This window comes from Symploca atlantica LB2515, assembly GCF_052546295.1.
This window is the reverse complement of record NZ_JBQWMT010000001.1, coordinates 4,386,163-4,406,748: the sequence shown is the minus strand read 5'-3', so window position 1 is coordinate 4,406,748 and position 20,586 is coordinate 4,386,163. Positions and strand designations below refer to the sequence as shown.

The window sequence follows — 20,586 nt, the reverse complement described above, 5'->3', positions numbered from 1 at the left end:
CATCATCAAAACAAGAATTAAATTATGAAACACCCTGTAATTGCTATTGGCCTGGATTCAGCAGATCCACTTTTGCTAGAGAAGTGGATGTCTCAGGGATATCTGAAAAACCTTAGTAATCTCCGGCAACAAGGAGCTTACGGTCGCCTGATTAGTATGGAGTACTATAAGGGTGAATCAGCTTGGACAAGCTTTCTCACAGGTTGTCTTCCCCATACGACTGGCTACTGGTCTAAAACCAGGTTTAATAAACAGACTTACGAAGTCAAGAAAGTGGGGACTCATGGAGGCTATGATTTCGCCGAATATCCCCCCTTCTATGATGTAGGTGATGACTATCGAGTGGCAGTTTTCGACCTTCCTCAAGCTACTCTTGCTAAGCAGGTGAATGGGATACAGGCCTTAGCTTGGGGAGCTCATGCTCCCATGGGTCCCCGTGTCTCTCAACCCAAGGAATTACTCTCTGACTTAATTAATCAGTACGGAGACCATCCAGCTGATGCGGCAAGTCATAACGACCGTTCTGATTGGTACAATTCAGAATCTGTAGCTAAACTCCAGCGAGAATTGTCGCTAGGACTCTCTCTTCGCACAGCAATCACACGGGACTTAGCAGCACGGGAACCCTGGGATTTGTTCTTGACAGTCATTGGTGAAACCCATACAGCACAACACTATCTGTGGCATCTGAGCCAATCAGAGCACCCTCTTTACAATCCGCAGACAGCTGCTACAGCAGACCCGATGCTAGAATTCTTTGAAGCCGTAGACCAGTCACTGGGAGAGCTCTTAGCTGAAGCCCCAGAAGATGCTCATGTAGTTGTCTTTTCGGCTCACGGACAGGGTTCTAACTCCGCCGACTTACTCAGCATGATTATGTTGCCGGAGTTCCTCTATCGGTTTAGCTTCCCAGACAAATCCTTGCTAAATTCACAACCTATCGGAACCCCTCTAACAAAACCCCTAGTTCCTAAGAATAAAAAGCAAGGCTGGTACAGACAGCTTGACAACCTCAAAAACGAACCAGACGTAGCAGCAAAGGTTCTCCGGTTTGTCGCTCAAGCATTACCTGGTCGATTCCATAAGCATTTGGCAAAACTCTATAAACAGCTAGGTAAGCTAAGAGGTTCTGCTCAATCTCCGTTGTTTAGCTGGCACCCATCAGAGTGGTATCAGCCTTTTTGGTCACAGATGAAAGCTTTTTATCTGCCCGGTTTCTCTGATGGTTATATCCGAATTAACCTTAAAGGAAGAGAATCACAAGGTATAGTTTCCCTGGCAGAATACGATGCCCTTTGCGAGGAACTGATTAAGGAACTTCATCTTCTCACTGACCCTAGAAGCGGTAAGCCAGTAGTTAAGAAAGTCGTGCGCACCAGACAAAACCCGATGGATAGTAATTCCAAACTGCCGGATGCTGATCTAGTTGTTGTCTGGGAAGACTGGGCTGTGGATGTGATAGACAGCCCCACCTATGGTCGCATTGGGCCTGTGTACTTTAATCGTACCGGTGCCCACCGTGCTAGAGGATTTGTCGTAGCTAAAGGACCGGGAATTGCCGCTGGTTCAAACCTGGCTGAAGGGCATGCTGTGGACTTAGCCCCAACTATCTTGGAGATGATGGGCGCACCGATTCCTCAACGCCTAGATGGCAAACCCTTAGCATACTCTGATGGTAAGCCTTTGGTGTCTAAAGAAGCTTTAGTCTGATGCAACTAAAGGTAAGTTCTTGTAAATAGTCTGAGCTGGTTGACACAAGTGTTAAGTACAAGAAAGCTCTTACCAACTTGACTGCCCTGGAAGTATGCATTCTTGGGAATAAAGAAGGGACTACTGTTACTAGTCGCTGAAAATGGGAAATGGAAAATAGATGCTGTTAGCCGAATACTGGTGTATAAGCCCTATTTTCCATTTCCCATTGACTATTACTATTAGCTCGCGGAGCAACAATTAAGCATTCCTTCGCTACGCTTGAAGCATGCTCTCTCCTCAAAGGAGACGCTAAGCGCGAATCAACGAAGCGAGGGGATAAGTTTCTATTAGCGACGAATCACCCGTCTTGGGAGCAGGGGAGAAGTCAATTTGGGAACAACCAGTCAACAATCTCAAAAAGTTGCACTCGCCTTTTGCCTCGAATGGTAAAGGCTCTAGATTGCCTCAGCCTATTATTCTCTTGTTGCAGATGATTCAGTAACCCGTAGATTCCTTCTAAACTTACCAGATATTAATTCTAAAAACCTTAGAGTAAATCTACTAAGCAATTAATGAAAACTATCCAATCCGTTGCTCGGTATTTTCCAGATAATTGTGGAGGAATCCAAACTCATCTTAGTGAACTTTTACCGGTGCTACTAGCTCAAGGAATAGAGTGTCAGGTGGCCGCTTCTCAAGATAGCCCCGAAGAAAAAACCTATAACTATGGGGGAGTAGAGGTTTACCGCTATCCTGTATTTCCTAAGCCTCAGCCAGAACCCAACCACGGAGAAGCTCCTCACGGTGGTTTCGAGCATTTCGCTCGTTGGCTCAAGGAACAGAAAGCAGACATCTACCACCAGCATCAGTGGACACCTAAGTGCGGTTTGCCTCATCTTCGTTTAGCTAAAGAATTAGGAATGGCGACAGTGGTGTCTGTGCGTCTACCTCACCCTATCTGCCAGCGTGGTAGCTTAATGCTCAATGGACAAGAGGCTTGTGATGGCAAAATTGATGAGGTTCGCTGTAGCCAGTGTTGTGGTGTTTCGCAAAACCTGTCTCCTTCAGCTATCCAGAGTTTGAGTAACATGCCAATGCCTATAAGCGTTCTTGCAGGCAGAGTGTTAAACCGTCTGGAGCGCACAACAAATGACTCTCTTAGTTCTATCGCCGGTGAGTTGCTCAGCCCTCTTGCGTTGCCCGCTTATGTGGCTGCTCGCAGACGTGGTTTACTAGAAATGGCCAAATTTGCTGACCGCATCGTGGTCATGAGCGAATGGGTTAAGGAAGCAATGCTGATCAACGGTATACCTCAAGAGAAATTCTTTCTGTTGAAACACGGAATTTCTGATTTTTTGCATCAGCGAGTTTCGCAACCGAAAAAAACAACCGGACTTCTTCGAGTCGGTTTTTTGGGACGCTGGAATTCAACTAAGGGCGTTAATATCCTTGTAGAAGCAGTCAAAAGTCTTCCTCAAGATGTACCACTTGAGCTAATAATTCATGGTATTCCTGAAGAAAGTAAACGATATCAAGAACAAGTAATAGCTCGTATTGGCAATGATCATCGTATTCATTTGGCTCCTCAATTAAAGCGTCAAGAAGTATCTGCGGCATTGTCAACTTTTGATGTGCTAGCTGTACCGTCACAATGGCTAGAAACTGGACCAGTAGTAGTACTAGAAGCCCACGCTCAAGGCGTTCCTGTCATCGGCTCTAACTTGGGGGGAATTGCTGAGAAAGTAAAGCATGGTGTGGATGGATTGTTAATTTCTCCGGGTGATCCAACAGCCTGGGCTGAAGCATTCTCTCAGCTAGCTTTAGATGCAAATTTACTTAATAAACTTCGTCAAGGCATTCAGCCTGTCCGGACTATCAGTATGGAGGCGGCAGATTCTATAGCTCTTTACGAGAGTCTTTTACAAAAGAAGTTAGTCAGTGGCTCCTCTGAGCTTCTGCCAGCTTAAGATGGTAGCCTGCTTGGGGCTGTAGTCATGATCGGTGTCATCAGTTCACTGGTTCATTGTGCTAGTTCTCAAGAGGAAGCAATTAGGAAAAGAACATCAAATTTAAGGAACCTGGTCTAGAAATTCATGACTGGGTTACTTAAGTTTGCAGTAGTACTCCCAAGATACTCAATGAGCTGTAGTCTCTTTTTTAAGCTAATCTAGGAGAGACTGAAAGATTATCAGTAGTGTTTACTCTAGCTAAACTACGCTCTTATGGATCTGGAAAAGTATCTATCTCCCTCGCGGTGGTTTCAAAAAATAGCATCTGTTAAAGAAACCATAATCATTACATTATTTGGATGGATACCTCTTGCCCCAGGTATTCTGCTGAGAAGACTACTATATCCTTTGATTTGTATGCAGTTTGGCAAGCGTATAAACATTCGCTGTGGTGTTGAACTGGTTAATGCCAATCGTATTGAAATCGGCAATGATGTCACAATTGACAAATTTGTTCGTATCAGAAACGTCAACCGAACTAGTCAAGTTTTTCTTGGCGATCATGTATTTCTGCATCGCGGAGTTGATCTGAAAGTTCATAGTGGCGGCAGTGGCAAGTTTGAAATTGGTGAGCGTACAACTATTGGTCTTTATTCTTGTCTGTCTGGTCGTAACATTAAAATCGGCAAATACTGTATGATCGCGCCCCATGTAGGTATCTTTGCCAATAACCATATTTTTACTGATACAACGCGCAAAATCAAACAGCAAGGCAACAGTTACCAGGGAATTGTCATTGAAGATGATTGCTGGCTAGGCAAGGGAGTAACTGTAACCGATGGAGTTACTATCGGTGAAGGCAGTGTTATCGGAGCAGGAGCAGTTGTCACTACAGATATTCCCCCTTATTCGATTGCTGTTGGTGTACCTGCTAAAGTAATTTCTCAAAGGAAAGTTGCTCCTGAACCTTCCTTTGAAGCCATATCAGGATGATCGGATTCGTATAATTAATTTCCTTTATTTGGCTTGTCAAATGATCACGTTTTTCAAGTCAATGCTGTTGCCTGAGCTATCTGGGTGGGAATGATCGAAGTAATTCGTCTAAGCTTAGTCAGTAAAGTATTATAACTTAGCAGGAAAGCTAACCCGACCAAGAACATCTCAATGACTACAAATACACTCCAAAATCAACCTTTAGCTCAGAAGTCTTTCCGGCTAGAAGCTGGGGTAATTCCTTTGGTAGGATGGATTCCCTCACGACCGGGTAAGATCTTACGCCGGCTATTATACCGTACAATCTTTGCAAAAATCGGGACTAATGTTGACATTGAGTTTGGTTCCGAGTTCGTCTGTCCCAGCAATATTGAAATTGGGGATTTTGCTAGGCTGCACCGTGATTTGCGCATCTCCTGCCGCAAAGACAACAGTAAGATTCGATTAGGAGTGTGGGCTCAGATTGATCGTGGCGTTGATATTAAAATGCATCAACCTGGTGAGATTTTAATTGGTGATCATACCTATATTGGCCCTTACACCTGTTTATCTGGCAACGATATCAAGATTGGTAATTATTGTCTAATTGCTTCCCATTCGGGTATCTATGCTAACAATCATATTTTTGCAGACCCGAATCGCAGTATCGTCCAGCAAAGGAATAGTTATCAGGGAATTGTGATTGAGGACGACTGCTGGCTAGGGAGCGGAGTCCGAGTTGTTGATGGCATTACAATTGGCCAAGGCAGTGTGATTGGGGCGGGAGCAGTTGTTACCAAAGATATTCCTCCTTATTCCATTGCTGTTGGTGTACCGGCTAAGGTTATTGCTAAGCGAGATAGTAAGGGGAGGCATCCTGTAGAAGTTGAAGTGTGGCAAACATCTGCCAACAGTTCCCGACTGAAGGAATAGAAGATTAAAATCTCTATTTTTATATCGAATCTTATTCTCAATGTTCCGTTAGCCGTTTTCTTTTTGTGACTTCTCCCCTACTTGAAAGGCGGGAGAGAAGTAACGCTAGGTTACCCTAGAAGAAGGCAGCGCTTTACATTAGGGAAGCTAATCTTTGTCTAGCTCCCTGCAATTAAAATCTGTACTTAGGAGGATACTTCACTTGTGCTAGCTTAAAAGTGCCGGAATATCTGTTCTGTAGTAAACCGTTACTGACAATTGATTCTAAGAGAATGGCAGCTTTACTAGGTGAAAAAAAGTCTGTGTTTCTCGTGGAAAATCAGACAGATATTCACAGAGAACTTTTTAGAAATTTCCACATTAAAGATAAACTCTCTCAACTGGGGGACACCATTTGTCAGGATATGGAGAGTTTTGTCTTGAAGGATAAAAAATTTTGCTAAGGTGGTGGGATATTGCTGATATGTACAAGCAGGTGGTTGAAGAAACTCTTTCAATAAAGGGTCAACCCACTTTAGCAGAGTAGTCAGAATTAAAAATATTTCTGGCTATTTAGTTACAGTCAGTGAGTTGACCGGGGTGTTATCTCTACGAAAACAAATGCCGTTGACTAGATCTAGTGTTGCCTAAAATTCCTTTAGTGGCACAGACTGTCTATGCTGGCCAAGAGTCTGCATACAGAAGTATCACCTCAGAGAGGGGTATCTCTCTTGTCCAGACTCGAAAATTAGATTATCAAACTAGTTTGCCTAATCCGCAAACTAGCGCCATTAATTCGTAGGGTATAATATCAATTTTCCGATATGAAAGCAACTTACAAAAAACCCCGGATTTGTATTGCTCTACCAGGTATCCACTATCTTGCTGATACAACTTATATTTTAAATACCAGACCTTTGCTTCCTTATTTTGCGGAAGATTTTGAGGTGACACTTGTCGTAAGAAAAAATTTAGAAACTCCCGAACCTGGTGCCAACTACCTAACTATTCTTGATCCAACTAAACTGTCCTCTAAAGAAGCGGACAATCAAGACCCTTACTTTGTACCTACTGACCCCTTCCGGGCTATTAAGTATCTAAAAGTCTTAGACAAATTTGCCCAAAAACATGCCCAGGAATTTGACCTAGTAATTGAAAGACAGTGGTCTTTAGTGGGAGCTTTTTCTAGTGCTTTTAGCCGCTACGGGGTGCCCAGCATATTTATCGCTGAAGCTGAGTTTTATACACAAAAATGTCCTCAAGAGCGCTTCAAAAAGATCTTAAAATTTTCCCTTAATCAAATTATCCCCCACCTCAGACGCCGCTGGATCAGGCAAGCTAATAGCATTATCGTAGAAACTGACCAAATGAAGTCTTTTCTAACAGCTCATGGCTACCCAATCTCTAACAAGCCAGTCTACTCAATTCCTAACGGCATTGATCCCAATATTTTCTTCCCACAAGACCGTTATCTCTGCCGGGAAAAATTAGGAATTGAGCAAGACACTATAGTCTTCACTTATGTGGGTTCCTTAAGAGGTTTTATCCAAGAACCTGGCCCAATTATTGAAGCTCTAGGTCGCGAACAACCTAAAAATGTTGTTTTACATATGATTGGCGACGGCAAATACCGCAGGGAACTAGAAGCTATTGCTCGTAAGTTTAATTCGTCTGTAATTTTCCACGGGAGGCTTTCTCAGCAAGAAGCGGCTCTTTATATTGGGGCTGCTAACGTTTGTGTTGCACCCTACAATAAACAATTATTTCCCGATGAACTTTTCACAAGTGCTAGCTTGAAGGTCTGTGAGTATCTTGCTTGTGGTCGTCCTGTTATTACTATTCCTTGTGAAAGGATGGAGTATTTGCTTAATGGCAGTGACTATGGTTTCTTTGTGGAAAATCAGGTAGAAGATTACAGAAGATTCTTCAGAAATTTACCTAGTAAAGAGCAGATTAACCAGGTAGAAAAATCACTGATCACGGATTTAAGTAACTCCATCCTTAAAGAGAAAGGAATTGTCCTGACTTGGAGTGAAATCGCACAGATGTATAAGAAAGTTATCAGAGATAATCTATCTAAAAAACCTGAAAAATTGTTGTATGGCCTGCAAAAGCCAGCCCTTTATTCTAATTATTAAGTCAGAGGAAAGACTAAGCATTATGAGCATTGCCAAGGCTGCTCTATCTTGAGGCAGAAGAGTACCAGTCTCAAAAGCCAAACTCCATTTCTCAATCATTGATTTTATGATGGCTGAAGTAACTAAAGAAATTTCTGCCCACAATCTGGAGATGGAAGTAACACCTCTTATTTCAGTAGCAATCTGCACTTATAATCGAGCAGAGCAACTAGTCTTAGCGCTAGAGGGTATCTCTCAACAATCTCTACCCTTTGAGTACTTTGAGATCTTGATAGTAGACAACGGCTCAACCGACAACACTCAAGAGATTTGTACTCGCTATCAACAACAACTGCCGAACTTACGTTACGTTTATGAGCCAGTTCCGGGACTATCAAAAGCACGGAACACCGCCATAAGCCAATCCCATAGCAAGTACATCGCTTACTTGGATGATGATGCTATCCCTTGTCCAACTTGGTTAGAAACCATTTGGAAAACTTTTAAGACGGTTAAACCAGAACCGATTTGTATCGGAGGACCAATCTATCCAAGATGGGAGTCTTCCCCACCTAACTGGATACCTCAAGACGTAGAGTACCTATTCAGTCTCCTTGATTTTGGTGATCAACCCCACTGGCTAAAACTGCCTAAATATCCCTTCGGAGCCAACATGACCTTCCAGCGAGATGCCTTGTGTCGTGCTGGTGGTTTTTCTGAAAGCTTGGGTCGCCTAGGTAAGAGTAATCTGCTTTCCGGTGAGGAGTACCGAATCTACAGAATCCTGATAGAACAAGGCAAAGGTCTGCTTTACTACCACCCCCAAGCCTGGGTTGAACACTGCATCTCTCAAGAACGAATTAACCTCAATTGGATGCTTCATCGCAGTTACTGGCAAGGTCGCTCCATTGCCGTAGGTGCACGTCTGAACGGCAAACCTTTGGCTTGGGAATGGTGGCAAATTCTGGGAGGGCTTTTCAAGCACCGGAAACCTCTAACTCAAATACTGAATTTACTTCAAGCATGGCCTGACCTCAAAGCTAGAACTAAAGCGCAGGTCAAGATGGTGCAGAGTTGGGGCTATCTCTCTCAAGTTTGGCTGGACTCGGTTACTGGGAACTGGCTGACCACCACAGAAAATCCCTCTTTGACTTTAGAGGAGTTATCTGTTGGGACAAACTATGATTTACAGAAAAAACTTTAAACTTACAGCAGATTGCATTTGAGTGAAGTACAGAAAATACCTCCGCGCGAAGAGAACACAAACTACGTGAGGGCGATGGTACGCTCCAGTTAGATGCAAAAGGCTGTAGTTCTTTAGCTACCTACCACTAAAGGGCGTGATGAATACTCCTGTGATCGCTATTGGGCTAGATGGGGCAGACCCTGTACTAATAGAAAACTGGATGTCCCAGGGGCATCTCAAAAACCTCTGTCGCTTGCGACAACAAGGAGCCTACGGTCGCCTGACTAACGCAGAGTGCTATCAGACAGAAACACCCTGGACAACGTTTCTTACCGGTTGCTTACCCCACCAGACGGGTTACTGGACGCCAATTAAGTTTCAGGAAGGCACCTATAACCTCAAGCTGATTGGTGCTTACAATTTCCAAGAGCATCCCCCCTTCTATCTCTTGGGAGAAAACTACAGGGTGGCAGTATTTGACATACTCCAGGCTCATCTTGGCGAACTAGTCAATAAAGACGCAGTTCTCAGAGGCAGTAACTCTTTCTCACCAAGACTCAGTTACTTTTATCCAGAGCAGTTATTGACTCATTTAGCTAGTCAACCTGAAGAACTATCAGCATTCCCCGAAGAGCAGGGTGTCTGGTGGGATCAAGTTTATCTCACCCGTCTTCAGCAATCTTTAAACACTAGTATTAACCGACGCGCGGCTCACTGCCGAGACTTACTGCGGCAGCAAAAATGGGACTTGTTTTTAACAAGCTTTAGTGAAACCTACTCCGCCATCAAAAACTTCTGGTTCCTCAGTCAACCAGAACATCCGCTTTACCATCACCATCGGCTAGAAAGTTTTACTGGTGACCCGATGCTGGCAGTCTTTGAATCAGTAGACCGAGCAATTGCAAAAATTCTGGCAGAAGTGCCAAAAAATGCCTATGTCTTAGTGTTTTCGGTCAATGGCTCTGGCAGTAACAACACGGATTTACCTAGTATGCTCTTTTTGCCTGAGTTTCTCTATAGGTTTAGCTTTCCGGGAAAATCGATGCTGCCTAATTCCTCGCAGGGAACAGCTCCTTTACCACCAGTGAGTTCTCTGCAAAAAACAAGCTGGCAAGCGGCAATCTGGCGGCAGATGTATGATCCTAACCCACTTAAATATTGGTTGAGGCGTTGGGGCCCAGACAAACTTAACCAATCTCTAAATCAGCTATGCAAGCCAGTTGAATTGGCTGGTTCTGAGAAAAACCGGTCATTATCTTGGTGCGAAACTCAAGGTTTTCTGAGTGGTCAACCGGCCATGTGGTATCGACCATTTTGGCCTGAAATGAAAGCTTTTGCTCTGCCAAGCTGTTCTGAAGGCTATATTCGCATTAATCTACAGGGAAGAGAGCCAGAGGGAATCGTTAAGCCCTCAGAATATGAGGCTTTGTGTGAGGAAATCACACAACATCTCCATCACCTCAAGAATGGTCGCACGGGAACTCCGGTGGTCAAAAAAGTACTCCGAACACGAAAGTATGCTACTGAGTGTCACCCGAAATTGCCTGATGCGGACTTGGTAGTTATCTGGCAAGAAGTGACCGGCGATGTCATTGAAAGCCCTCATTGGGGACGCTTCGGGCCAGTTCCGTATTTTCATAGCGGTAACTGCCGAGCCGGAGGTTTTTTTAGTGCCCTGGGGCCTGGTATTGAAGCTGGCTCTGGCTTAGCTTCAAGTCATACTATCAATTTAACCCCAACCATCCTTGAGTTAATGGGTGTGCCAATCCCTGAATACTATGAGGGCAAACCCCTGATCAGCAGATCAGAAACTCATCACTGTTAGACAAAAAAGGCTTCAATTTTAGTCGGTCAGTGTGAAGTTTTTGCAAAGCTTCTCGCCACTGATTGCCTAACAACCATAAAAAAATTCAATATTGGTATAATATAAGTGGGGATCTCAACAGCATAAAGTACAATTTCGCTTATCGGTAAGCGACTTTCGGGGTTTTTGCATCGGCTATAAATTAGAAAAGTGAGACGACCCATTTATCTGGTACAACCAGAGCCACCGAAAAAGTTGAGGTCATCGAGGCGGATGCTCTAATGTTTTTTGCAAGATCTTTAACAATAGGGTCGATAGCAGCCATAGCAGTAGTAGTTGCTTCCAACCCAGTCAGGGCGCTACCACTCTCTCCTGGCGATCGGCTAAGATTATTCATTCCTGGTGAAGAAGGTTTACCTGATAACGAACGCTTTAGCGCTACTTACGAAGTTAATGTTGACGGTAATATCAATATCCCTTATTTACCGCCCTTGCGGGCATCTGGTAAAGAGGTTTCAGAGTTAGAGCAAAATATTAAGCAAGCTTTACTCTCAGGAGGCTTTTTCCAGCGCGATTTCCTGCGAGTTAGCCTAGAAATTTTTGAATGGGCAGCGGTTCAGGTAACTGTGGGAGGAGCAGTTTTCTATCCTGGTCGCGTCTTGATTAATCAGACAGATTCAAAAGGTAGAGACTTACCAGCAGCGATCGCCACATTGTCTGGAGATTATCCGGCAGATCGTTATCTAACTAATGCCATTCAGGCGGTAGGGGGTGTGACTCCTAACGCTAACATTGAACAAGTGCGCTTGATTAGGGGTGGTCAAGAACAGCAAATTGATTTATCTGGAGTATTTACCGGGGCCCCTGTCAATGATATTGCTCTGATTGCTGGAGACCAAGTTGTCGTTCCTGAGCTAGATCGCGCCCAAAACCAGCTAGTGCGGCTTTCTCAGATTACTCCCGACAGTATTCGCGTCTACCTGTCCAATCTGAGTGATCCCAATGCAACTACTCCGCGAGCTGATCAGCTTCCTTATGGTTCCCGCTTCTCTCAAGCTGTAGTTGCTGCCAACTGTTTAGGAGGCTCATCGGCTGTTAATGCTAACCGCAAAGCAATCTTAGTGCAAACTAATCGCGTAACCGGAGAGACTCAGACTTTCGAGAGTCCTGTTGAGAATTTGGTAAAACAATCTTCGACAAATCCAGAAGTCAATCCCTTCTTGATGCCAGAAGATAGTATTGCTTGCTACGATTCAACAGCCACTAACATTGGCAACGTATTTAACCTTCTGGGAAATATCTTCAACCCTATAAGAGCATTGCAACAGATATTTAGGAATTGATGATTGCTCACAAATCTGCTTCAAAATAATGACTGAGTCTATTATTGCATCTGACCACTCTCCAGAATTGACCAAGAGCCAAAGAAGTTGGCTCCCTTCTTTATTGCTGGGTTTATTTGCTAATGCGGCTATTTGGGGCTTAGCTTTCGTCTATCTCAACAATGCTATTCCTCTTTACACTAGTAAATGGTCTCTCACTTTACCTGGAGGGGGTTTTTCTAGTAATGTTGATTTGCCCAATATTGGAGCTGCCTCTTCTCAGGTAGGAGCTGCCTACGGCATTAACAGAGACCCCAGGGAAAACTACAAGTTTGTGATTAGCAGTGAGCCGGTTCTCCGAGCTGCAGCGAACCAACTCAACATGCCTCCAGAAGAGTTTCCCACGCCCCGCGTCAAAGTAATCGATAACTCTACATTGATGACTTTTGAGCTGCGTGGGGGTTCTCCAGAGGAATCTCAAAGACAGTCTGTTGCCCTTTACGAGGCTTTCCAAGATAGGCTGACTGAGTTAAGGGTTGAAGAAGCAAATCAACGTCGGGAAAAAATTCAATCCACTTTGGATGAGGCTCAAGTAAAGCTAGAATTGGCTCAGAAAAGGGTTTCTGAGTATAAGTCTCGTTCAGGCTTAGTTGCAGATGCTCAAATTGAGCAGCTCTCGTCGAGTATTGAGCAACTACGCAGACAAAAAGCTGAAATTGTTGCTCAGGGTCAAGACACCGGTGCTCGACTCAGAGAACTATCTACAAATTTACAGGTAGCTGCCCCACAAGCAGGCGAAGCGTTTAGCCTCAAGGTAGACCCCCTATTTTCCCAGTACAGGCAAGAATACAGCGACGCTACCGTTGCCCTAGGCGAACTTGAATCGAGATACGGACCAAATCATCCGGCTGTAGTGCGGGAAAGACGTCAACAGCAAGCTGCAGAAAAAGCCATGCAAGCACGCAGCCAGGTTATTTTAGGACGGTCTGCTGGAGAGCAAACCATGGCACAACTCAATATTGGTAGTGGTCAAGAAAGATCATCCCGAGAAACCCTGTTTTATGACTTAGTAACTACTCAAGTAGAGCAACAGGGGAATGAAGCTAACACTCAGGAATTAGATAAACAAATTTCTCAGCTAGAAAAAAGACTTCAAACCCTATCGGAGTACGGTTCTACGCTTGATGCCCTCAACCGGGATTTACAAATTGCCGAAACCGTCTTCTCAGCCACTCTAACTGGCTTAGATCTCGGAAAATCAGAGATATCTGCTACCTATCCTCAAGTGCAACTGCTCACCGAACCGAGTTTACCCCGCAAGCCAACCACACCAAATAAAACTTTTACTTTTTTAGGCGCAGCTCTAGGCTCACTGTTGGTGACTACGGGCTTAGTTTTATTGGAAGTACGCCAACACCAACGGCGCAAACGGGAAAGTTTTGCACGATTACAGGATAATGAGTTGGTTCAGTCACAATCAAGATGGTTGAACCCAGACTCCAATTCAGAAGTATTGGATTTAAGTAAAAAGCAATAATCAAGGTTTTTGCTTTCAAGCAAGTTAACTCTGGGGAAAATATCTATTTTTTTTCCTTAAGGTTAAGAGAATTGCTTAATCACCTAACTTAATTAGACTCAGTACCGATGAAGCCTGATAATTTTGCCGAACGCATAGTCTGGTACTCCCTAATCTTCACCTACGGTTTTTACCTAGTTGGTGGTCTTTATCTTGTCGGACCAGCAACAGCTTGGATACTGTTAATTTATCTATGCAAAAAGCTGTGGGAGCAGAATGAGAGTACTCCTGAAGAGGAACAGATTACTATTTCTTGGCAAATGTGGGTATGGATTGGGGCAATGCTGATCGAATTGTTTGCCTTAGTTGTCGGACATCTCGATTGGCGTTTAGGTAATGTGGCAATAATTAAATCTTCTGTAGGCTGGGCGAGAAGTTGGGCTTTACTCGCAATATTTCCCATGTTCGGTTGCCTAAAAATTCGTCCCCGCCTGATTTATCGTGCCGTCTGTATAGTTTGTCTGCAAACTATAATTATTGCCCCATTTCTTTACCTTACCTATCTAGCAAAACTGCCTCCTACAGTTTACACCTCTCCTTTACAGTATCTAGGAGGAGGAGGAGAACTTTTCTTTAGGATCAACCTTTACCTTGGTGACGGACGCTTAGTTTTTTTTGCACCTTGGGCTCCTGCTATAGGCACAGTTGGTAATATTTACTTCTTCATTGCTTTACAAGAAAAAAACACCAGATGGCGTTGGTGTGGTCTTGTTGGTAGTTTTTTGATGTGTTATCTTTCAGCAGCTAGGGCAGCAACTTTATGCCTGCCATTAATATTATTAGGCGTTTGGGGTTTGACCAAAATCACCCGCCATTTCTTTATAATTGCGGTAGGTTTCACTACTGCTCTTGTGGGAATTCTGGCTCCATCAATTATCGATGTGGTTGCTGTTTATTGGGATAATTTACGCTCAAGTCGTGCTGGTTCTACTCGAGTTCGTGATGCTTTAACACGGATCGCTTTCCGCAGATGGAGTGAGGCTCCCATCTGGGGTCATGGAGTAGTGCAACCTGGCCCTCAGATGGTGGAGTTTATGAAGATCGGTACTCACAACACCTACTTATCACTGTTATTCGTTAAGGGTATAGTCGGGCTGATAGCTTTTGTTGTTCCTCTAGTAGTGAGTTTTATCGACTTCTTATTTAAAGCTCAAACTAGCAATATTGCCAAGCTAGGTCTAAGCGTACTGTTAATTTTAATTTTCTATGGCTTCAGCGCTAATTTAGAAAGTATCGCCTATCTTTATTGGCCTGGCTTGGTAGTAATGGGTCAAGCAATGCAAGAAAAGTTACCTAGCGTTAAGAAAGTTAGCTTAATTGCATCTTCAACAACAAATTAACTTGCCATACTAAAAGTCATGATATAAGTCAATCAACGTCATTCTTTGTCAAACAAGATAACAACTATTATTGTGATGGTTTCTAACTCTTTCGATAAACAAAAAATAATTTAATTTCCTACTAGACAATGAATTAACCTATTATGCTAGCAGCGCTTACATAAGTTAGTTTTATCTTTTGGAGGAAAATGACTAGTATTCCCAGGGCTTCTACCTCTTTCACTAGAGAATCAATCAATAAAACACACTGGTCAATTTACTTATTGGCCGTCTTAGCTGCTAATTCTACATTATGGATTAGTGCTTGGCTTTACTTAAAACTGATACCACCCACTTACACTAGTGAGTGGCTTGTTAGTTTAAGAGAGGTTACTTCCTACACAGACATCAAACTTCCAGAACTAGGTGGTGCATCTTCTTCGGTAAAATCTCCTTTTGAAAGCAGAACACAAGATCCCAGAGAAAGTTACAAGCTGATTGCCGCCAGCGAGCCAGTCTTGGAAGCCGCCAAAACTCAGGTGGGGCTGGAAAAGTTCCGCAAACCCAGAATTGAGCTGGTAGATAGCACTACCCTGATGCAGTTTCAAATAACTGGTGATAGCCCGGAAGAAGCTCAAGAAAAAGCCTTTGCCCTTGAGCAGGCTCTAGTAGCACGGCTAGATGAATTAAAAATGGAAGAGTCGGCTCTTCAAAAGGCAGAAACTCAATCTGTTCTGGAGAGTTCCCAGCGCAAGCTGGAAGCTGCTCAAAAGCGCATTTCTGATTACAAAGCGCGTTCAGGCTTGATGGATAGAGTTCAAATCTCTGAACTTTCACAGAGCATTGAGTACTTACGCCGACTATATTTGGAAACAAACGCTGAACAGGGGCAAGTTAATAGTCGTTATCGAGAGTTATCAGCAAGCCTTGACAAGTCTCCGTCTCAAGCATTTGAGGCTTTTACTCTCCAAAATGACAGGCAGTTTCAAAAACATGACAAAGATCACTCTGATGCTAATGCGGCTTTAGCTATTTTACGTTCGCGCTATGGCCCCAACCACCCTGCTGTCGTTAGGGAGCAAGGTAAGCTAGATGCTGCTAATTCGGCAATGCTGGTTCGGAGTCAACAGCTATTGGGACGTCCCACAAATTCTGCCATTCTAGATCAACTCAATATTGATAATAAAGACGATTTAGAAGTTTCTGTGCAAAACAAACTTGCTGAAGGACTCATTGAAGCCGGAGTACGTCGGACTGAATTAAAAGCAAAAGCTCAATCAATGGAGCAAAATCTTGGTGATTTGGAAAATAAGCTACAGATTCTCGGTAAGCATGAAGCTAATCTAGAAGCTCTCCGGCGGGATTTACAAATTGCTGAAGCTGTTTTTTCCTCCACCTTGGCGAAACTAGATATTGGAACCTCTGAAATTCAAAGTTCTTATCCTCCTATACAAGTAGTTACGACGCCTAGTTTACCAAAAAGTCCCAGTGCGCCCAAAAAGAGTTTGGTTTTGCTAGGCACTCTAATCGGTTCATTTTTCATAACTACTGGTATAGGCTCATTGTGGTTGCGCAAACAGTTAGGCAAGCGTCAGCAAACCAAGCAAAAAATTTCTCAAAAACCGGAGCTAGGTAAGTCTGCACCATTAAAGTTAATTTAGCTGCTTCTACTTTTCTGGTGTACTCAAAATAACCAACTAGGCAATTTATTACTGTCATTGATTTGCAAAAGAACTGAATAAGCCTTAATTTGTCTTAGCAATCTCCTGGCAAAGGGGTGCATCCCGCAAGACAAACTTTTAAGTAGGAGTAATAAATAGTTTTTCTGCGCTAGGTACAGGCAAAAATTTTCAACCAAGCCCCAATGAAACCTAGAAACATTGAAGAAAGTGTAGTATTTTATTGCATAACCGGAACCTATATTTTGTACATAATGGGGGCTCAATTTATTGTAGTGCCTTTAATGGCGTGGTTACTGACATTATATTTATTCAAGAAGCTCTGGCAGCAAAATCATCAAACTACCCAAGAAGAAAAAATTACCATTCCTGTAGGGGTTTGGGCATGGATTATCGCGGCAGCAGTTATTGAAGTGGCTCTGATTGCAGGTCACTTAAGTTTTCATTATGGAGTCACTACTATTGCCAAAAGAACTATAAACGCCTTTGGCAGAACTTGGTTGCTCTATGGAATATTGCCTCTTGTCGGTTGCCTCAAAATCAGACCACAATTGGTTTACAGAGCAGCTTGTATTCTCTGTTTGCAAAGTTTAATTCTCATTCCCCTTTGCTATTTTGCCGCAACAGCAGGGCTTCCGAGTTTTTTATACGATTCTCCTCTTGCCAAAATCGGTGGCTATGGGGACATCTATTACCGAGTGCGTCTTTATATTGTAGAGGATAATGTAACGCGTCTGGTTCTATTTGCTCCATGGGCACCCATTTTAGGATTAGCAGGAAATGTTTATTTCTGCTTAACTCGTCAAGAATCTGATAGAAGATGGCGGTTGCTTGGTATGGTAGGTGCTGCGGCTATGGCATGGAGTTCCGGATCCCGTGCAGCACAAATATGTCTGTTGGTCATGCCAGTAGTAAGTTGGCTAGCAGTAAGAATTTTCCAACCTAAGATACAAATTTTCCTAGGCTTTACTGGTGCTTTAGCTGGTTTTTTTAGTTATTGGTTGATTAATTTGGCTGAAGATTTCAAGAATTACTTCGATGGTTTACGTAGTGACTCTTCTTTAGAACGGCGCATTTTGCAACGCATTACCCGACATCGTTGGTGGCATGATGCTCCACTTTGGGGTCATGGGGAAGTCAGTGAAGGACCTGCAATTGTTAATTTTCAAACTCTTGGTAGTCACCATACCTGGAACGGTCTACTTTATATTCACGGTGTAGTAGGTTTTTCTGCCTTTGCCTTAGCAATGTTTTGGACTTTTGTGGAACTTCTTATTAAGGCACAAAAGAGTGAAACGGCTAGAGTGGCATTAAGTATCGTATTAGTGATCTTTTTCTTCAGTTTTGTCGATACCTTAAGTAACCCGATTTATACCTTTTGGCCGGGTTTACTCATACTTGGTATTGCCTTCAAGGAAAAAATGAAAAATCCTTTAGAGCCTGAGAAACAGCTCGAAGATGCCCGCCAAGAATCAATGGCATTTGAAGTGGGATCTTAAACACCTACACAACTTTTTCAATATATACTAGAAAAAGAAATTATTCAGCAACCCTTGGTTATTTAATCAACACAGGTCGAGAATCAATATACTGATTGGGATTGTGGAGTATGCAAGCTGAATGCGAAAAAGTAGTTAATAATCTTAACAATAGCTTGGAAAGGAGCCTCTATGCCAGTTATATCTGTGGTTGTTCCTGCATACAACGTTGAGCAGACCATCTTAGAGACACTTCAATCGATTCAGCAGCAGACTTTTGTAGACTTGGAAATCATTGTTATCAATGATGGTTCAACAGACAGAACCTTAGAGTTATTAAGTACAATTGAAGATCAAAGACTCAAAGTTTTTTCCTATGAAAATGGGGGATTACCAGTAGCCCGTAATCGAGGAATTAGCCGTTCCAACGGTCAATTTATTGCTTTCATTGATGCCGATGACTTATGGACACCAGATAAGCTTGCACTACAACTAGAAGCTTTACAAAGAAATCCACAAGCTGGTGTCGCATACAGTTGGACTATTTTTATAGACGACGAGGGTAAATTTCTCTACGCGGGTGAATCTCTCTTTCACGAAGGTGATGTCTATCCTCAACTATTGGTGAAAAATTTTATTGCTAGTGGCTCAAATATTCTGGTTCGCAGAAATGTGATTGAGGAAGTAGGAGAGTTTGATTCACAATTGAAATCTGCTGAAGATTGGGACTACAGTCTTCGCCTTGCTGCTAGGTATCCTTTTGCCCTGGTTCCCAAGCATCAGATACTTTACCGTAAATCTTCGCAGTCCATGACAGCAAAAGTTGATGTAATGGAAAAGGCTATTCTCATCGTAATTGATCGGGGATTTCAGGCAGCACCGGAAGATTTACAATTTCTGAAAAACCGAACATTGTCGAACACTTATCGTTTTTTTACGAAACTTTGCCTGGAGCATATTTCCAGTAAAGACGGTGTTGTCAAAGCTCGCCAAAAGTTACAAAAATCTATCCAGCTTTATCCAAAAAGTTTACTTAAATTGGAAACTCAACGTTTACTTTTAAAGCTGTTATTTAATATGCTCTTTCCTCGGAAAACAGCTAATAGCTTAATTCGGTTTTTCGGTAAACAATTTCCGATGTTTTCTATCCAGGACACCAAATTAAATTAGGCAAATTAAACTAAGTTGCTTAAATGCTTATATATAGATGAATAAGAGTGCTAGTTTGCCAGTGTAATTTCCTTAAAAAAACATGAATTTGATTGAAAAAACCAGGAGTTGGGTAAAGAAAAAATCTGCTAATAATTTTATTCGCAATCTTGGCTGGCTAACTGTTGCACAAGCTCTCAACCGTGTCTCCCGCTTAGCAACAACTGTGATCATAGCTCGTTACTTAACCAGAGAAGATTTTGGACTAGCAGCACTAGTTACTACAACCTATGACTTTACTAGAATACTAACTTCGTTTGGTATCGGTGCCAAAATTATTAGAGCTGAAGAATCAGAAATTGAAGACATCTGCAATGGTGCCTATTGGTTAAACTGGCTGATGTTTTTGATCTTATTTGTTGTGCAGTGCCTATTAGCCTTCGGCGTAGCTTGGTTTTACGACAATAATCGCCTCATTCTGCCAATTTTAATTTTATCATTTGTTTACTTAATGAGTCCTTTTGGACGAATACAATCAATATTGATTCAAAAAGAAAATCGTCTCAAAATAACTGCACTTAGTCAATTTCTTACCATAACAACAAGTAATATTGTTACTGCAATTTTAGCACTTTTTGGAATGGGTTTGTGGGCAATAGTCTTACCAAAACTCATAACACCATTCATTGAAGTTTATGTGTATCTCAACAACCATACTTGGCGACCTTCGGGCGGATTTACGACAAAATACTGGCGAGAGATTTATCAATTTGGGATTAAAATCTTAGGAATTAACTTCCTAAGATTATTGCGAGAAAACTTAGATTACTTAATAATAGGAAAATTTTTAGGAGTTGAGGTTCTTGGAGTTTACTACTTTGCTTTCAATGCAGGCTTAGGAATCAGTTTGACTATTATTCAATCCATTACTGTTGCTCTATATCCCCACTTGTGTGCGGCAAGAACAAACTTAGTTAAATTTAAGCAGACTTATTTTAAAAGTCTCAAAACTATTGCGATGATTATCATCCCTTGTGTTCTTTTGCAATCTAGTTTGGCTCCTTTTTACGTACCAATTATTTTTGGTGAAAAATGGGTGGCTGCTGGTGCAATCCCCATTTTAATTTTAATCTGTTTATCAGCAATTCCTCGACCGTTTGAGTCAGCCTCAGCCCAGCTTTTGGCGGCTATTGATAGACCAGATATAAGTCTACGTTGGAGTCTTTTATTCACTGGTATTTTTGCTATAGCAATAGTCATTGGCATGCAATGGCAAATCGTCGGCGTTGCAGCTGCAGTTCTAATAACTCATCTAGTAGCTGTACCTATATTCGTCATTTTGAGTACATGGTACGTTTTCTACCGAAAAGCAAAGTTGAGCTAACGTAAGATATTACTTAAAGGAGGTAAACTCAGCTCTTCATTTAATTG

Annotated in this window: 15 protein-coding genes; all 15 read left to right on the top strand. The window is 42.5% G+C overall.

The features are described from left to right. Positions 1–24: 24 nt before the first annotated feature. The 15 genes from ACT7WV_RS18315 to ACT7WV_RS18245 all read left to right on the top strand — a co-directional run bounded on the left by ACT7WV_RS18315 (position 25) and on the right by ACT7WV_RS18245 (position 20,539). Positions 25–1,710, top strand: a complete 1,686-nt coding sequence (locus tag ACT7WV_RS18315; protein WP_445104261.1) for an alkaline phosphatase family protein — start codon at positions 25–27, stop codon at positions 1,708–1,710. A gap of 554 nt (positions 1,711–2,264) precedes the next feature. Continuing rightward, positions 2,265–3,659, top strand: a complete 1,395-nt coding sequence (locus tag ACT7WV_RS18310) for a glycosyltransferase (protein WP_445104260.1) — start codon at positions 2,265–2,267, stop codon at positions 3,657–3,659. A 255-nt stretch (positions 3,660–3,914) separates the two neighbouring features. Beyond that, complete coding sequence (locus ACT7WV_RS18305) at positions 3,915–4,634, top strand: acyltransferase (protein WP_445104259.1); 720 nt, start codon at positions 3,915–3,917, stop codon at positions 4,632–4,634. Positions 4,635–4,805: 171 nt separating this feature from the next. Further along, entirely contained in the window at positions 4,806–5,546 is a 741-nt protein-coding gene (locus ACT7WV_RS18300) for an acyltransferase (protein ID WP_445104258.1), read from the top strand. Positions 5,547–5,818: 272 nt separating this feature from the next. Next, on the top strand, positions 5,819–5,989 hold the full coding sequence (locus tag ACT7WV_RS18295) for a hypothetical protein (protein WP_445104257.1): 171 nt from the start codon (positions 5,819–5,821) through the stop codon (positions 5,987–5,989). A gap of 360 nt (positions 5,990–6,349) precedes the next feature. Then, complete coding sequence (locus ACT7WV_RS18290; protein WP_445104256.1) at positions 6,350–7,663, top strand: glycosyltransferase family 4 protein; 1,314 nt, start codon at positions 6,350–6,352, stop codon at positions 7,661–7,663. A gap of 106 nt (positions 7,664–7,769) precedes the next feature. Further along, entirely contained in the window at positions 7,770–8,846 is a 1,077-nt protein-coding gene (locus ACT7WV_RS18285) for a glycosyltransferase (protein ID WP_445104255.1), read from the top strand. A 139-nt stretch (positions 8,847–8,985) separates the two neighbouring features. Next, positions 8,986–10,653: an alkaline phosphatase family protein gene (locus ACT7WV_RS18280; protein ID WP_445104254.1), complete on the top strand. Its 1,668-nt coding sequence runs from the start codon at positions 8,986–8,988 to the stop codon at positions 10,651–10,653. 260 nt (positions 10,654–10,913) lie between these two features. Further along, complete coding sequence (locus tag ACT7WV_RS18275; protein WP_445104253.1) at positions 10,914–11,975, top strand: polysaccharide biosynthesis/export family protein; 1,062 nt, start codon at positions 10,914–10,916, stop codon at positions 11,973–11,975. A 28-nt stretch (positions 11,976–12,003) separates the two neighbouring features. After that, entirely contained in the window at positions 12,004–13,491 is a 1,488-nt protein-coding gene (locus tag ACT7WV_RS18270; protein WP_445104252.1) for a GumC family protein, read from the top strand. A gap of 107 nt (positions 13,492–13,598) precedes the next feature. Then, entirely contained in the window at positions 13,599–14,870 is a 1,272-nt protein-coding gene (locus ACT7WV_RS18265; RefSeq protein ID WP_445104251.1) for an O-antigen ligase family protein, read from the top strand. Between the two features lie 188 nt (positions 14,871–15,058). Next, positions 15,059–16,510 carry a GumC family protein gene (locus tag ACT7WV_RS18260; RefSeq protein ID WP_445104250.1) on the top strand — a complete coding sequence of 484 codons (1,452 nt, stop codon included), beginning with the start codon at positions 15,059–15,061 and terminating at the stop codon, positions 16,508–16,510. Positions 16,511–16,713: 203 nt separating this feature from the next. Further along, a complete protein-coding gene (locus ACT7WV_RS18255) occupies positions 16,714–18,027 on the top strand; it encodes an O-antigen ligase family protein (protein WP_445104249.1) in 1,314 nt (437 codons plus the stop codon). Between the two features lie 171 nt (positions 18,028–18,198). Next, positions 18,199–19,176: a glycosyltransferase family 2 protein gene (locus tag ACT7WV_RS18250; protein WP_445104248.1), complete on the top strand. Its 978-nt coding sequence runs from the start codon at positions 18,199–18,201 to the stop codon at positions 19,174–19,176. 82 nt (positions 19,177–19,258) lie between these two features. Beyond that, positions 19,259–20,539 carry a lipopolysaccharide biosynthesis protein gene (locus ACT7WV_RS18245; protein ID WP_445104247.1) on the top strand — a complete coding sequence of 427 codons (1,281 nt, stop codon included), beginning with the start codon at positions 19,259–19,261 and terminating at the stop codon, positions 20,537–20,539. Positions 20,540–20,586 lie beyond the last annotated feature (47 nt).